Source organism: Hymenobacter sp. UV11 (assembly GCF_004684095.1).
In the GTDB taxonomy this organism is placed as follows: Bacteria; Bacteroidota; Bacteroidia; order Cytophagales; family Hymenobacteraceae; genus Hymenobacter.
Map to the genome: position 1 here is coordinate 234,305 of NZ_SRII01000008.1, position 13,807 is coordinate 248,111.

The following is a 13,807-nucleotide window of genomic DNA, read 5'->3' on the forward strand; positions in this document are numbered from 1 at the left end:
GGCTGGGAGGCACTCGTTAAAGAGGAGGGTGGGCGCTACGTGGCTGGGTTACCGCTGCCGGTGCGGCGCAAGTTTGGCCTGCGCTACTTACAGCAACCGCCGTTTGCGCAGCAGTTAGGGTTGTTTTATGCCCCAAGCACTCCGCCCACTAGCGCCGATTGGGCCAAGATAGGTGAGTTGCTACATCAACATTTTTGGGTTATTACGCAGTATGCATTCAACACAGGCAATACCGAGCTGCTGGGAGTAGGCCAGCCAGGACTGACTGGGGTAGCCTTCACTACGTATCATCTACCTATGCAACCTGCTTATTCACAGTTGCTGGCCGGCTATAAGCCCAACCGACGCTGGCGCCTCAATCAGGCGCGTCGCCGGGGGCTGCGTATTGAACCAAGTAACGATATTGACCAGTTGGTGCGGCTTTTTGCTGAAAACACGGCGCCGAAAATCTATGGCCTTATTGGGGAGGACTATGAATACCGGATGCTCCGGGACCTCTACGCTCAAGCTGAGAAAGCTGGCATGGCGGAGCTCTGGCAGGCGCGAAGCAGCGCCGACTATGTTATTGCAATGATTCTACTATTTAAGTTCAATAGAAAAATCATTTACTTATTTAGTGGGGCCTCGGCTGCCGGAAAAGCAGCTGGCGCTATTTCGGTGTTGCTCGACGAAACATTTCGGAAATACGCGACACATGATATGTGTTTTGATTTTGAAGTCCATGATGTGCCGGGTCTCATCGAGTTTTACAGTAGCTTCGGGTCGAAGAAAGCCCCGTTTCTAACTATCACCGCCGACCGCCTGCCCTGGCCGGTACGCCAGCTCAAGGCGGCGCGCGTGGCGCTATACCGCCGGCTGCGCCCGCGCCCGGCCGCTAATGGCGCTTGAGGGAGGGATAGGGAAACATTACCGGCGCGGGCGTTGTTGGCCGCAGTAGCTTATCGGGTGCCCGCCACCACGGCAAAATTCACCGGGCATCTCACTTATTACTTGGAAAATTATGGCTATTGGCGTTCGCTTTCGTGATTTTGTGCCCGATGAAAATGCGGGCGATAAGGGCTTTGAGCAGCTGTTTAAGCTGTTTATGCAGCTCATTACCATTACCAGCGGCGACGTGGGTGAGGCTTTGCAGTGGCTCAATGAGCTGGACAAGCAGTATGGCCTCACCGACAACGACTACGGCATGGGCAACTTCATCGAAGACCTGAAGAAAAAAGGCTACATCGATGAGAATGAGCAGGAGCGGGGCGAGTTGAAAATCACGCCCAAGACTGAGCAGAAAATCCGCAAGTCGGCGCTCGAAGAGGTGTTTGGCAAGCTTAAGCGTGGCAACAGCGGCAACCACCGCACGCCCCACACCGGGCAGGGCGACGAGCAAAGCACCGACCTGCGCGAGTTTCGCTTCGGCGACTCGCTGGAGCAGATTCAGATGACCGAATCTATCCGCAATGCCCAGCTCAACCACGGCATGGACGACGATAACTTCATGCTGACGGAAGGCGACCTCGAAGTGCGCGAGAACGAGCATAAGTCGCAGACCAGCACGGTGCTGATGATTGACATTTCGCACTCGATGATACTCTATGGCGAAGACCGCATCACGCCCGCCAAAAAGGTAGCGATGGCCTTGGCCGAGCTCGTGAAGCAGAAGTACCCCAAAGATTCGCTCGATGTGATTGTGTTTGGCAATGACGCCTGGCAGATTGAGGTCAAGGATTTGCCCTACCTGCAAGTCGGCCCTTACCACACCAACACCGTGGCCGGCCTGGAGCTGGCGATGGACCTGCTGCGCAAGCGCAAAACGCCGAACAAGCAGATTTTTATGATTACCGACGGCAAGCCTACCTGCCTCAAGGAAGGCAATGGCTACTACAAAAACTCGTTTGGCCTCGACCGCAAGGTGGTGAACAAAACGTTGAACCTGGCCGCCGCCGCCCGCCGCATCAAGATTCCGATTACCACCTTCATGATTACCTCCGACCCGTATTTGCAGAAATTCGTGGAGGAGTTTACGGAGGTGAACCAGGGCAAGGCCTACTATTCGGGCCTGAAAGGACTGGGCCAGCTGGTGTTTGAAGACTACAAGAAGAACCGCCGCAAGTCGCTGTAAACTAGTTGGCAAGTCGATTTATTGGCATAAAAAAGCCGCCGAAGCAGGAAAGCTTCGGCGGCTTTTTTATGCTTTGCTTCCTGGCTTTCGGAGTTCCCTACCCCCTCTTTGCCGGGTCATCGTTGGCTTATGGTAAGTACTTGAGCTAGCGCGTTGCTACCACGTTTTTTAGCTTGGGCACCGCTTGCAAATAGGCGTAAATGGCCTGGGTTTCCTCATCCGTCATGGTCGAATGCTTCGGCATGGGCGCGCGCAGCGGGCCGTGCGGCGACTGCCCAAACCTGAGCGCCGCCGCCAGTTGCGCGGCCGTCCAGTCGCCGATACCGGCATCGGCGTCGCCGGTGATATTGCGCGAGCCGATGGGCTGGCCCTGCTGGTCTAGGAGCATGTTGCCGCCGCCCAGGTAGCCCACCGATTGCTCGGGATGCAGGGCATTATTGGTTTTGAAGGCCTTGGAGTGGCAGTCGTAGCACACGTAGCGGCCCACCACGAGGTAGCGGCCGTAGGCCACGGCATTGGCAGGCGCAGGCGCTATCTGCGGCCCAGATACCACCGGCGTGGGCTTCATCACACTATTCGTGAGTGCTTTTAGTAAGAAGGAGCTTTGCTGCGCGGGGGTGGGGGTAGGGTTGGCTTTCACCCACGGGTGGCCCGAGTGCAGAAAGGCCAGCACGGCGTGCACGTCTTCATCCGACATATACACGAAGTGCGGCATGATGAGGCGGTAGCGACCATCGCGCCCGATGCCGGTGCGCAGCAGGCCCACCAGCTCTTGGTCGGTCCAGGCGCCAATGCCATGGGTAGGGTCCTGGGTGATGTTGGCGGCGTAAATGGTGCCAAACTCCGGGGGCGTATCGAGTAGCTGGTGGCCCGTGAGGGCGTTGGTTTGCCTGTTGAGGTGGCAGTCGGCGCAGCTGGCCTGCACCAGCTTTTCGCCCAGCTCTAGCTGAGCGGGCGTGCCGGCCACGGCCGCCACCACTGGCACCTGCGGTACCGGATAATGCGGAATGCCGCGCAGTTGCACGTAGAGTGCCAGCGCCAGCGCCACGACTACCACCAAGCCGAGCAAGCCGCCCAGAAACTTTAGGGTTGTTTTCATAGCTGTAAGAGAAAGAGCGAGTTATCCTGTAATTACAGTAAATTTTGGAAAATAAAAAAGGGGCTGGTATAAGAAATAACAGTGGCTCTGCCCCTCATTTCCTACCCCTGCCCGGCGGGTTGACGCAGCGCGCAGCAGATTGCTAAAATCTCTCGCCCGGCGGGCTGAACCTCAAGGCCCCTCAGTGGGTTTAAGGCCTAATGAAGCACGAAACTATCCGCACCCTGGGCCAATTGCGCGCCAGCGGTTACCAGCCCCGCACCGTCAAAGAAGAGCTGCGGGAGAACCTCATTTCTAAACTTAAAAACAAGGAAGACGTGTTTCCCGGCATTTTCGGCTACGAAGAAACCGTGATACCGGAGTTGCAGCGCGCCATCCTGGCCGGGCACCACATCAACCTGCTGGGCCTGCGCGGCCAGGCTAAAACGCGCATTGCGCGCCTGCTCATCAACCTGCTCGACGCCTACGTGCCGGTGGTGAAGGGCTCGGAGCTGAACGATGACCCGTTGCAGCCGCTGTCGATTTACGCCAAGAACCTCATTGCCGAGAAGGGCGACGATACGCCTATCGACTGGTTGTATCGCGACGACCGCTACACCGAGAAGCTGGCCACGCCCGATGTGACGGTAGCCGACCTCATCGGCGACGCCGACCCCATTAAGGCCGCCACGCTCAAGCTGCCTTATTCAGATGAGCGCGTGATTCACTTCGGCCTGATTCCCAGGGCCCATCGGGGTATTTTTGTGATTAACGAATTGCCCGACTTGCAGGCCCGCATCCAGGTGTCGCTCTTTAATATCTTGCAGGAAGGCGACATCCAGATTCGGGGTTTTAAGGTGCGCCTACCCCTCGATATTCAGTTCGTGTTCACGGCCAACCCCGAGGACTATACCAACCGCGGCAGCATCGTAACGCCGCTCAAGGACCGGATTGATGCGCAGATTATCACGCACTATCCCAAAACGATTGAAATCGGCAAGCGTATCACCAAGCAGGAAGCCCGCATTAAAGAGGAGCAGAAAGGCATGGTAACGACCAACGAAATCACCCACGACCTTGTGGAGCAGGTGGCTATAGAGGCCCGTGGCTCGGAATTCGTCGATGCTAAGTCGGGCGTGTCGGCCCGCCTCACCATCTCGGCCTACGAGCAGGTGATTGCCGGCGCCGAGCGCCGCGCCCTCATCAACGGCGAAAACAAAACCTACGTGCGCGTGGCCGACTTTATCTCGGCCGTGCCCGCCATCACGGGTAAGGTAGAATTGGTGTATGAAGGTGAGCAGGAAGGCGCGGGTATCGTGGCCGAAAAGCTCATGGGTAAGGCCGTTCGGACCTTATTCCTGAACTATTTCCCCGACCCCGATAAGTCGAAGAAGCTCAAGAACCGCCCCTCGCCCTACAAAACGGTGCAGGAGTGGTTTGGCAACGGCAATACGCTCGATATCCTCAGCGACGCCAGCACCGCCGACTACCGCGCCGCCCTCGACAAAGTACCCGGCCTGCGCGACATCGTGATTGAGTTGCACCCCAAGGAGGACGCCGAAACGACGTATTTCCTCATGGAATTCCTGCTGCACGGCCTGGCCGAGCACTCGCTCATCTCGCGCAACAAGCTCACGGGCGGTGCCCAGTTCAAAGACTTATTGGCGTCGATGTTCACCATGCCCAGCTTCGGCGACGACGACGACGACGAGGAGGAAAAGCCGCGCAAGCGCCGCTAGCCCTACCCCCCTCACCTAGCACGAAGCCCCGCGTATCGGCCGATACGCGGGGCTTTTTACGTAGATTCGCCCTATGTTAAAACGCCTGCACCTCCGCAATTTTACTGTCTTCGCCGATGCCGAATTTGAGTTTGGTGAAAGGCTGAATGTGATTGTCGGTAAGAATGGTGCAGGAAAAAGTAATATACTAAAATTGGGTTACGTGATAGTTTATGAAATATTTCAGGCCATACAACAGAAAAAGAATGATGAAACTGGTCAACAAATTATAGCTGAGCAGAGGAATTCTGAATTTATGTTTGATAAGCTGAGAAATGTATTTCAGCCGTATCCTTTCAAGGTTAGTGAATTAATTCGACGTGATGCAAAGGTGTCCGAATCTGTAATCGAAATGGTAGTAGTTTACCCTGGTGGACGGGTCAATAGTTCCATGAAATTTACTCACAGTGTAAGCAACGGTCCATTGTTTATTTTGCCACAAGAATGGGAAAATGACATTGACTTCATACCTCCTGTTTTTATTCCCGCTAAGGAAGTGCTAACGATGGGATGGTTATCCTCTCTGTATGAACGTCGCGAAATACCCATTGATGAAACATATCCCGACTTATTAACATTGTTATCTGGTCCACCCCTAAGACAACCTAAGCCCTTTCATATTACGGAAAAATTATCACAACTCATTGGTGGCAAAGTAGATGAAGCAGGAGGGAGATTCTTCCTTAATAACTCTGGCCAGCAAGGTTTGGAAATGAACCTCGTAGCCGAAGGAATGCGCAAATTTGCCACCCTTTACAAACTGCTCGCTAACGGTACCCTTACGCCGGAAACCACCCTTTTTTGGGATGAGCCGGAAGCCAACCTGAATCCGGCGCTACTTAAGGAACTAGCCGCCGTACTGACTGATTTGGCGCAGGCTGGCTTTCAAATTATTCTGGCTACGCACAGCTTGTTCTTGATGCGCGAATTACATATTCTGGCGCAGCAAAAGAAGAAGCCGGTGCGTTATTTTGGACTGTATACCAGCGAGGAAGGCGATGTTCGGGTGGAGCAACAGGATGATTTGATGCAATTGCGGCATCTGGTTGCCCTGGATGCAGAATTGACGCAGACGTTTGATTTTGAAGCCGCTTTAGACCAGGATTATGCCGGTGATAATTGAGGGAAAGCACCTGTTTAACTTCCCTGATGTTGATGGCTGGCACGCCTTTAAATACGATGAAATAGACCCGACCCAACCCGGCTTTTACCGAGAGCGCATTGAAACCATCAAGTGGAAGGGTGAAGTAGGTAAGCCGGGCGAAGGGCTCAAAGGCGTGGATATTGTGGCGGGTATTCGCCCCACAATGGATGACCTGACTTTGCTGGAAATAAAGGATTTTCGGGAGGATGAGCCGGGGCTGCGTATGAAAGTGAGTACCGGGGAAATGCCCGCGGAAGTATTGCTGAAAACGCTCCATACTTGGGGCGCGCTTTGCTTGGGAGCTCGCCACAAAGACGATTTGCTGCTGCCCGACCTACGGGCTGCTATCCTGCGCCCACCCGAGCGGCTACGAGTGGTGCTTTTTCTAGCCCAAACACCCATTAGCCAGTCGCCAAACGAACGCGATACTCGCCAGAAAGAAGATACGCGTCGCAAGCAGCGGCTGGGTATTCTAGCAAAAATGCAGAACGACCTAAAGCCACTGGGCATCAAAAGTCATTTAGCTGATGTGGGCAACCTGCCCGCCCGCTGCGGTTGGACCGTGACGGAATTGCCATAAACCAAAAAAGCCGCCCCAGCTACGCTGAGACGGCTTCAACTTTTATACGGGGGGTAGGGCTACGCCGCGTCGTCGCTCACCACAATCTTGGTGATTTCATCATTGCCGCGAATCTGGTCAATTACGTCGAGGCCTTCGACTACTTTGCCGAATACGGTGTGCACGCGGTCGAGGTGAGCAGTATTCTGGCGGTCGTGCACGATGAAGAACTGCGAGCCGCCGGTGTCTTTGCCGGCGTGGGCCATGCTCAGCACGCCGCGCTCGTGGTGCTGGTTGCCACCGCTGGTTTCGCACTTGATTTTGTAGCCGGGGCCGCCGGTGCCGGGCTGGCCTTTGGCGCCGGGCTTGGTGTTGGGGTCGCCGCCCTGAATCATGAAATTCGGGATAACGCGGTGAAACTTAGTGCCGTCGTAGAAGCCTTTGCTGGCCAGGTCGGTAAAGTTTTTAACGGTGTTGGGAGCGTCCTGCTCGTAGAACTCAACTTTCATTACCCCTTTGGGGGTGTGGATTTCAGCGGTTTTCATCAGAAAATAACCTGCGTAAAGGGTGGGGAAACAGCCCAGCTTTTTTGGCTTAGGCACTACGAAGGTAAAACAAGCGGCGGCAGGTGGGGTTTGCACAACCGAACGGTTCAGCTACTACGTATGCTTGGGCCAGGTTTTTCCTACCCCCCCCTTTTTATCTTTTCTCCATGAAGAAGCTTCTTTTCCCCCTCGCCACCGCCTTCGTACTTAGCCTTGGCCTCACCAGCTGCGGCAGCGACAAAACGGCCGAAACTACCACCGCCACCACCGAAACCAGCACTGCTAACCCGGCTGATTCGGTGGCTGCTATGGCCGGCGACTCGGCTCGCATGGCTAAGCCCGGCGGCGTAATGGTAGACGGCGTGGCCATGACGGCCGACAAAAACATCGTGCAGAACGCGATGGCCGCCAAAAGCGTGAGCACGCTCGTATCGCTGGTGAAGCAGGCTGGCTTGGTGCCGACCCTCGAAGGCGCGGGCCCGTTCACGGTTTTTGCCCCCACCAACGCCGCGTTTGACAAGCTGCCCAAAGCGGCCGTGGCTACCCTCACCGCGCCCGCCGAAGCTGCCAAGCTGAAAGGCGTGCTGACCTACCACGTAATCGCCGGCCGCCTGCTGGCCGCCGACCTCAAAGATGGTCAGGAGCTAACCACCGTGAACGGCGAGAAGCTGCACGTAATGATTAAAGATGGCAAAGTGATGATTGGCAACGGCAAAGACGCCCCCGCCACCGTGCAAATTGCCGACGTTATTTCGAGCAACGGTGTAACCCACGTTATCGATACCGTAGTGCTGCCGCTGGCCAAGTAAAACGGTAAGTGAGTAGTTGAGTAAATGAGTAAGGGCTGCTGACACCGTATAGGTTGTCAGCAGCCCTTACTCATTTACTCAACTACTCACTTGCTGAGGCCCGCGTCTTCCGATACGCGCTGGGCGAAGCTGGCCCAGTCTACGTCGGGCTCGCCGAGCGCTACGGTGGCCGTGAGGCGGTCGCGGATGACGTTGGCGAAGGGCATAGGCACTTCGTTTTTGTAAGCTTCCTGCACCACCAGGTTCATATCCTTGCGGATGATGGCGGGCGGCGCGCCCACCGGCTGGTAGTGCTGCTCGGCAATGAGCTTGCCGTAGCCTTTGTACACCGGGTTGTTGAAAAGCGTGCTGGTGAGCATGTTGTAGAAATCCACGCGGTCAAGGCCACATTTCTCGGCCAGCGTCAGGGCTTCGGCCATGCCTTCAATCACGGTGCCGAGCAGGAAGTTACCGCAGAGCTTGGCCACGCTGGCCGCGCCGGGGTCGTCGCCAAAATCGTGCGTGCCCTGGCCGATGGCCGCCTGCGACGCTTTCAGCCGCTCGCGGGCATCGGCTGGGCCCGACGAGCCCACCCACAGATTGCCCGCCGCCGCCACATCGGGCTTGCCAAATACGGGTGAGGCCACCAGCACCGAGCCGTGGGCGGCGTGCGCCTTGGCCAGGCGGCGGTTGGTATCGGGGGCCACGGTGCTGCACGAGGCATGAATGGCGCCCTTCGGTAGGGTGCTCAGGATGCCATCGGGACCGGTGGTCAGCTCTTCGAGCGCGTGGTCGTCGGTGACCATCGTGAAGACGATGGCGGCGTCTTGCACCGCGGCGGCGGGGGTAGGGGCCACCGTGGCGCCCTGCTGGCGCAGCGGCTCTGCCTTTTCGGCGGTGCGGTTATAAACGGTGAGGGGGAAGCCGGCCTTGAGCAGGTTGGCGGCCATCGCCGCGCCCATGCTGCCCAAGCCTAAGAAGGCAATTTTATCAGCCATGAAAAGATAAGTGAACGTACCAAAACAACCGCGTGTACGCAAAAGTCAGGGGGTAGGGCTGGGCGTAGCGATGGAATCGGGCACGTTGGCTGGTATTGGAGCGGCACTGGTAGGAGCGGTAGGAGTGGTTGCGCTATCAGCAGACTGCTTGGCTGGAGTAAAGGCAGGCCGGCCGTTTTCAGCCGGCTCCGCGCCAACGGAGGAAGACGTCGTAGTATCAGGCTGCGCAGGGGCCGCCAGGGTGCTGTCAACTACATAAACAACGTTGGGCTCCGGCGCTTCCTGTGGCTGAAAAACACGGTTCCGGTGTTGCGCCGCCGGGCTAGCAGGGCGCGCCTGGTGGGGCAGCATCAGCCGCGCCGCGCCCCAGGTACCCATGCCTACCCCTACCAAAACCAACGAAGCAATGCCCCAGCGCTCGGCTTGGCGCAGGCGGCGAAAGGAGGGGGTAGGAGAATTCGCCGCCCGAAAAGCCGGCCCCTTAGGGATAGGCCGCTGCTCGATGGCCGTAGCAAGCGCCGGCGGGGCGGGGGCTGATACGGGCACTGGCATGGGCTTGTCGGCGGCTTGTAGCTGGATAATAACCCGCCCAAGTTGCTGAATACGGGTGTCCAGCTCCTGGTTGCGGGCCGCCAGCTCGGCGCGGGCCGTGCGCAGGTCTTCCTCCAGCGCGGCAGTGGCCTGCTGCTCGGCGCGGCGCTCGGTGGCCGACAACCCGACTTGCGCCAGCTGCTGCCGCAGCTGGGCTAGCTCTTGGGTGCGCGTGGCTTCGCGGGCTGCCGCTTCCTGGCGCTGCTGGCTCAGCTCGGCTTGCAGCTCGTGGCGTAGCTGCTGAAGGCGGGCGTGCTCCTGCTGGTCTGCTGGGTCGGTGGGCTCACCACCATAGGGCGGGTCGTCGGGAATATCCTCGGCCCCCAACCAGCGCCACAGCTGCCGGAGCTTTTGCTCTAAATAATTGACTGATAAGTAAGCATTAGGCTCACTGTCAGTGCTTAAATCGGCGGCCAGCTGGTCGGCCCAGGCAAGCAGCGCTGCCTCTGGTAGTTCGTCGGCAGGGGTAGCTTCCTGGGCGCGTAAGCGTATCGGCAGGCTCGTGGCGCCACCTGCCAGCTGAAAATCGGCCGCCAAGTGCTGGTGCAAGTGGCTCTCCACTTCGGGGCCGAAAGTGAGCGGCCCAGCGAATAGCGCAATGCCCTGCAAATCAAAAAAATCATGCCCCGGCTGGCTGTTGAGCCAAGCCAGCGCCGCCGGCCGCTGCTGGCGGTACTGCTCAAACGGGTTATCGGCGTCGGCGCGGTCGGGGAGGGGTAGGCCGTCCAGCTGCCAGGCTCCGTAGGCCAGGGCGGGCATGGTCAGGCGCCCGCCGCGGGGCGTGAGCACCACCAGCACTGCCCCGCCGGGGCGCACCAGTAGCGCATCAGCCTTGATAGATGTGAAGGCCCCCAGGTTGCCGAGCAGCACCGTGGTCGGGGCGCTGGGCTCGGCCAGCAGCGCGGCGTGCACAGCCGCAAAAAGCTGCTGGCGCGCGGCATCGGCAAACGGCACGGGAAGAAAGCTGTGGACCATACTGCAAATAACGTACGGCCACGCACTGCGCGTGCCCAGTGGAAACCAACGCACCCAGGAGGCCTCCTAATCCAGTTAAGTAATACCGATAAAATACTCGTAAAAAGTACTTTACATGCCCTTGGCACTCAAGCCACCGTCTACCAGCAGGCACTGCCCGGTAATGTAAGAGGCGCCCGGCAGGCACAAAAACGCCACGGCGGCAGCTATTTCCTCGGCTTCGCCCACGCGGCCTAGCGGCGTGCGCGCCAGCAGCTTGTCCACAAATTCGGGCTGGGCCAGCAGCCCCGCCGTGAGCGGCGTGCGGATAAACCACGGCGCCACCGTATTGACCCGGATGCCGTCGGCGGCCCATTCCACGGCCAGGTTGCGGCCCAGCTGCTCCTCGGCGGCCTTAGTCAGGCTGTAATAGGCGCCGGTGCCCACGTCGAAACGTCCTGCTACCGAGCCGATATTGACCACCGACGCCTGGCTTGCGGCCCGCAGCAGGGGGTAGGCGGCTCGGCACATCTCAATGACACTGAATAAATTAACCTGAAACAGTCGCTCGTATTCCGCCGTGGTATAATCGACGAATTTCTTGCGAATATTGGTGCCCACGTTGTTCACCAGAATATCAAGCCCCTGCCAGCGGGCCTGCACGGCGGCCAGAATGGCGGTGCGGCCGGCCTCGGTGCTCACGTCGGCGGCGAGGCCGGTGGCGGGTAGGCCGCGAGCGGCCCAGTCGGCCACGGCGGCGGCTACTTCATTGGCGTTGCGGGCCACTATCAGCACCTCGGCGCCCAGCGCCAGCAGCTCGTCGGCCACGGCCCAGCCAATGCCTTTGGTGGCGCCCGTCACGAGGGCGCGGCGGCCCGTCAGCTGCCAGCGTTCAGTCAAACCAGTCATATTCTTCTTTCAAAATGCAGGGTAAAGGAAGAATAACCGCTCAGCGGTGGGTTTGTCTGGCGCGAGAGGCATTAATGGCGGTTGTCCTCGTCGGCCAGCATGCTGAGGTAGCTCTCGTAGCGGGGCACGGCCAGGCGGCCCTGGTCCACGGCCTCAATGATGGCGCAGCCGGGCTCGTGCACGTGCTGGCAGTTGTGGTAGCGGCACTGGCCCAGCAGGGCGCGCATCTCGGGAAAGTAGCCCGCCAGCTCGGCGGCGGGCACATCCACGAGGCCCAGCTCCTTGATGCCGGGCGTGTCGATGAGGTAGGTGCCGGGCACCACTTCCAGCATCTCGGCGAAGGTGGTCGTGTGCTTACCCTTGTCCGAAAAGGCGCTGATTTCGGCCGTTTTCAAGTCCAAGTCCGGTACCAACTCGTTGATGAGCGTGCTCTTCCCTACCCCCGAGTGGCCCGAAAGCAGCGATACTTTGTTGGGCAGCAGCGCCGCCACGTCGGCCACGTGGGCGCCGGTTTCAGCCGAGCACAGCACGCTGGGGTAGCCCAGGCTGGCGTACATGCCGGCTATCTGCTGCTGGTAGTCGAGCGTGTCTTCGTCGTATAAATCGGACTTGTTGAAAATCAGCATAGCCGGCAGGTGGTAGGCCTCAGCCGTGACCAGAAAGCGGTCGATAAACCCGAACGACGTGGCCGGCGACACCAGCGTGACTACCAGCAGCGCCTGGTCGAGGTTGGCGGCCACAATGTGGGCGTGCTCGCTCTTGTGCACCGAGCGCCGGATGATGTAGTTGCGCCGCGGTGTGATGGTGTGAATCACGCCCGCGCCCTCCGATTGCTCGGGCACTTCAAACTCCACCACGTCGCCCACGGCCAGCGGGTTGCTCACCTTCAGGCCCTGGTTCTTGAACTTGCCGCGCAGCCGGCAGCGGTGCAGCTGCCCGCCCGGCGTTTCGCGCACCACGTACCACGAACCGGTAGATTTAACAACAACACCCTTCATATTAATTTGGAATTAAGAATGAAGAATGAGGAATCAAGAGTCGAAAGAAATAATTCTTCGTGCCTCATTCTTCATTCTTAATTGCGAGAGAATTCTCGCCGTTGCCCCGGCGTGCGTGTGCACGTATTCCAGGCTCATATCCTGCACCTTGAGGCGAGCCTCCTCATTGTAATAAAGCCGGTCGAAGGCCGATTCGAGCTGCCGGGCCGAGGCCACCGAAAACGCACAGCCCAGCTCCACCAGCTCAATGGCCTCCTGAAATCGCTCGTAGCGTGGCCCAAAAAATACCGGCAGCCCAAACGCCGCCGCCTCCAGCGTGTTGTGCAGCCCCGCCCCAAACGCCCCGCCGATGTACGCGAAACGTCCAAACCGGTAGAGCTGGCTCAGCATGCCCACGTTGTCGATGAGCAGTAGGCGGGCGTCGGCCACGGCGAGGGGGGTAGCGCGCGAGTAGCGCACCGTGAGGCCCGGCAGCGCCGCCTCAATCTCCTGCAAGTGCGCCTCGCTCACTTCGTGTGGCGCTAGGATAAAGCGCATGGCGCGGGCGTGCTTGCGCAGCAGCGGGGCCAGCGCGGGCAGGTCCTCGGGCCAGATGCTGCCGGCCACCAGCGTGGGCGCGCCGTCGGCCACGAAGGCTTCGGCGAGGGGTAGGGGCCGGGCGGGGGCCAGCGCCGTGGCCGCTACGGTGTCGAAGCGCGTGTCGCCGGCCACCGTCACCCGCGCCAGCCCAATGCCGCGCAGCAGTTCGGCCGAGGCCTCGTTCTGGGTGAAAATGTGGCTGAGCTGGCCCAATATCTTCCGAAAAAAACCGCCCCAGGGCCGAAAGAAAATCTGGCTGGGCCGAAAAATAGCCGCCACTACCACCGCCGGCACGCCCTGCTCACGCAACTCACGCAGGTAGTAGTACCAGAACTCGTACTTCACGAAAATAGCCAGCCGCGGCTGCACCAGGCGCACAAACTCGTGGGCATTAGCGGCCGAATCGAGCGGCAGGTAGAAGACGTAATCGGCCCCCGGCCAGCCTTTACGCACCTCGTAGCCCGAAGGCGAGAAAAACGTGAGCACAATCTTGTGCGTGGGGTACTGCTGCCGCAGCCCTTCAATGAGCGGCCTACCCTGCTCAAACTCGCCCAGCGAGGCGCAGTGCACCCACAAGCGCGGCGCGGCGTCGGCGGCCAGCGCCTGCCCGATGCGGGGTAGCAGCCCTTCGCGGCCCGCCACCCAGGCGGCAGCCTTGGGCACAAATGGCGCTACCAGCCGCAGCAGCAGCGCATAAAGCGAAAGACCTAGAGAATACAGAAAGCGCAAGAAAGGCCGCACCCGGTAACAAAATGCCCGAGTGCGGCCCCAAAATT

The 13,807-nt window shown here is 59.1% G+C and carries 13 protein-coding genes; 6 read left to right on the plus strand and 7 right to left on the minus strand.

Annotated elements, in window-relative coordinates; genetic code table 11:
- Together E4631_RS16995 and E4631_RS17000 are read left to right on the plus strand one after the other, a co-directional pair.
- A partial coding sequence (locus tag E4631_RS16995; protein WP_167797036.1) for a GNAT family N-acetyltransferase occupies positions 1-888 on the plus strand: 888 nt, incomplete at its 5' end.
- A gap of 112 nt (positions 889-1,000) precedes the next feature.
- Entirely contained in the window at positions 1,001-2,110 is a 1,110-nt protein-coding gene (locus E4631_RS17000; RefSeq protein WP_133657360.1) for a VWA domain-containing protein, read from the plus strand.
- Positions 2,111-2,255: 145 nt separating this feature from the next.
- Here the strand turns inward: E4631_RS17000 and E4631_RS17005 are convergent, their stop codons facing one another.
- Positions 2,256-3,209 carry a c-type cytochrome gene (locus tag E4631_RS17005; RefSeq protein WP_133657359.1) on the minus strand — a complete coding sequence of 318 codons (954 nt, stop codon included), beginning with the start codon at positions 3,207-3,209 and terminating at the stop codon, positions 2,256-2,258.
- Positions 3,210-3,409: 200 nt separating this feature from the next.
- Between E4631_RS17005 and E4631_RS17010 the strand changes: the two genes are divergently transcribed.
- From E4631_RS17010 to E4631_RS17020, 3 genes are all read left to right on the plus strand, one after another.
- A complete protein-coding gene (locus E4631_RS17010; protein ID WP_133657358.1) occupies positions 3,410-4,927 on the plus strand; it encodes a sigma 54-interacting transcriptional regulator in 1,518 nt (505 codons plus the stop codon).
- 73 nt (positions 4,928-5,000) lie between these two features.
- Positions 5,001-6,089, plus strand: coding sequence for an ATP/GTP-binding protein (locus tag E4631_RS17015; RefSeq protein ID WP_133657357.1), 1,089 nt, complete (start codon positions 5,001-5,003; stop codon positions 6,087-6,089).
- On the plus strand, positions 6,073-6,690 hold the full coding sequence (locus tag E4631_RS17020) for a hypothetical protein (protein ID WP_133657356.1): 618 nt from the start codon (positions 6,073-6,075) through the stop codon (positions 6,688-6,690). The genes E4631_RS17015 and E4631_RS17020 overlap by 17 nt, the downstream gene beginning before the upstream one ends.
- 59 nt (positions 6,691-6,749) lie before the next feature.
- On the opposite strand, the gene E4631_RS17025 is transcribed toward E4631_RS17020, so the two are convergent.
- Positions 6,750-7,214, minus strand: a complete 465-nt coding sequence (locus E4631_RS17025) for a peptidylprolyl isomerase (protein ID WP_133657355.1) — start codon at positions 7,212-7,214, stop codon at positions 6,750-6,752.
- A gap of 167 nt (positions 7,215-7,381) precedes the next feature.
- On the opposite strand from E4631_RS17025, the gene E4631_RS17030 reads away from it, so the two are divergent.
- Positions 7,382-8,023 carry a fasciclin domain-containing protein gene (locus tag E4631_RS17030; RefSeq protein ID WP_133657354.1) on the plus strand — a complete coding sequence of 214 codons (642 nt, stop codon included), beginning with the start codon at positions 7,382-7,384 and terminating at the stop codon, positions 8,021-8,023.
- Positions 8,024-8,109: 86 nt separating this feature from the next.
- On the opposite strand, the gene E4631_RS17035 is transcribed toward E4631_RS17030, so the two are convergent.
- The 5 genes from E4631_RS17035 to E4631_RS17055 form a co-directional block, all read right to left on the minus strand.
- Positions 8,110-9,000, minus strand: coding sequence for an NAD(P)-dependent oxidoreductase (locus E4631_RS17035; protein ID WP_133657353.1), 891 nt, complete (start codon positions 8,998-9,000; stop codon positions 8,110-8,112).
- 45 nt (positions 9,001-9,045) lie between these two features.
- Complete coding sequence (locus tag E4631_RS17040; protein WP_133657352.1) at positions 9,046-10,566, minus strand: hypothetical protein; 1,521 nt, start codon at positions 10,564-10,566, stop codon at positions 9,046-9,048.
- A 111-nt stretch (positions 10,567-10,677) separates the two neighbouring features.
- The gene (locus E4631_RS17045) at positions 10,678-11,454 is read right to left on the minus strand and encodes an SDR family oxidoreductase (protein WP_133657351.1); all 777 of its coding nucleotides are present in this window, start codon (positions 11,452-11,454) and stop codon (positions 10,678-10,680) included.
- 71 nt (positions 11,455-11,525) lie between these two features.
- Positions 11,526-12,452 (minus strand): ribosome small subunit-dependent GTPase A, encoded by a 927-nt coding sequence (gene rsgA / locus E4631_RS17050; RefSeq protein WP_133657350.1) that lies wholly within the window; start codon positions 12,450-12,452, stop codon positions 11,526-11,528.
- Between the two features lie 33 nt (positions 12,453-12,485).
- The gene (locus E4631_RS17055) at positions 12,486-13,760 is read right to left on the minus strand and encodes a 3-deoxy-D-manno-octulosonic acid transferase (RefSeq protein WP_133657349.1); all 1,275 of its coding nucleotides are present in this window, start codon (positions 13,758-13,760) and stop codon (positions 12,486-12,488) included.
- Between the last annotated feature and the right edge of the window lie 47 nt (positions 13,761-13,807).